The sequence below is a fragment of the Photorhabdus stackebrandtii genome (assembly GCF_011189495.1).
Lineage (GTDB): Bacteria > Pseudomonadota > Gammaproteobacteria > Enterobacterales > Enterobacteriaceae > Photorhabdus > Photorhabdus khanii.
The window spans coordinates 1-1,433 of sequence record NZ_PUJV01000109.1 but is presented as its reverse complement, the minus strand read 5'-3'; the positions used below and the strand labels follow the sequence as shown (position 1 = coordinate 1,433).

General features: G+C 50.2%; 1 protein-coding gene and 1 pseudogene. Both read left to right on the top strand.

All coding sequences use genetic code 11. The features are described 5' to 3' along the window. A pseudogene (locus C5470_RS21780) lies at positions 1–195 on the top strand (hypothetical protein); the annotation flags it as partial. Between the two features lie 98 nt (positions 196–293). Further along, on the top strand, positions 294–1,433 hold a 1,140-nt coding region (locus C5470_RS21775; RefSeq protein ID WP_166291880.1), incomplete at its 3' end, for a hypothetical protein.

The following is a 1,433-nucleotide window of genomic DNA, read 5'->3' as shown; positions in this document are numbered from 1 at the left end:
GCGCTGGCAGTCGCCTTTATGGTGAAATTTTTATTAAACGGCAAAGAAGCAGTCAGTAAAGTGGATTATCAGCGTCGTGGGCCACTTATCTGGTGGAGTAAGGATAAAAGACCCGCGGATTTAGACACACAAATTCCGTTGATTTTGGCAGAATTGGATCGCTTAGGTCCCCCTGATGAAGATCTTTCCGAATGAAGTTTGCCGACATCAAGTCCATCATTGAAAAAGACATCAATGAACTGGATTTAGCGACCGCCAGGATTGGTGCGCTGACCACGCAGGAAAGCTACGAGATGGATGCCGACGTGATTATCAAAGCAATCAACGGTTATCTGCACCTGCACGAACAGGCGCGGATTGTTATTCTGCATGACCCGGTGGGCCGCCAGCGGGATATCGCGGAAGCGTACTCTATCCTGCATCTGTGGCAACAGAGCTACAACGCCTCCAATATCTACCCATTGACTATCGGTTTCTATGTCGAAAGGCTCAAAGCGACCAAAGACCCGGTGCTGAAAAAGAAAATAGATGACAGCATTAATCAGGATCGCTGGGATAACGACTGGCCAAAACTGAAAAAAACTACCCAAGACTTTGAAGTCCGTCAGGCGATGTTGATGAAACTGTTTGAAGCTTTCGCGGATAACCCGGCGCTGAGTTATCAGGTCGGCGGGCTACAAAATTACTTTCACTACTTCTTTTCACTGCAAGATGAAAAAGAGACGCGGGAAGAAGAGGACGCACTGGAGTTCCAGTTTTTCAGTGAAATCCTCTCCGGTCTGCTCGGCAATCTGCAATCCTCCCTGCCCGGCCAGCAGGTTTTGGCAAAACTTGCGGCCAAAGAGTCGGACAGCAACGGGGATGGCAACTTCTGGCGCACCATTACCGGCAGTGTTATCACCGTGCTGAATAACGACAAAGTCAAATCACCGATGCTTCAAAGCCAGTTTATTCGCGGAGTCGATAATATTCTGCTGGGCATGGGAACATTTTTAGCCACCGTCTGCGCCAATCCCGGTCAGGCAATTGATCAGGGGGCAAATTATGTCCGGCAGCTTCCCCAGCAAGCCATTGACCGGATAACCCAACAATTTGTTCCCGCCTTGCTCTCTACGCTGGGCGTGGTGATTGAACCGGATGGCAGAGTGGCACTTAGTGAACAGAGCTATCAGGAAGTGCTCAAACGTCTTGAATCGAAAGCAAATCGTCACCTGCCAGATCCCGCGATGCGGACACAGGCTATCGGGGAACGGATCATTAACTGGAGCAAGCGGCTGGAATCACTTGGTGACAAACCGGTGATAACCCTGCCCGCCGTTAAGACCCTTGCAGACTCGCCGGTTCAGCTTTTTACCTTAGACGGTGCCGGTAAACCGTCCATTGGTTTACTGTTTGACTCCTCACTGACCGGCACCAGCCTGTTTCTAAATGCT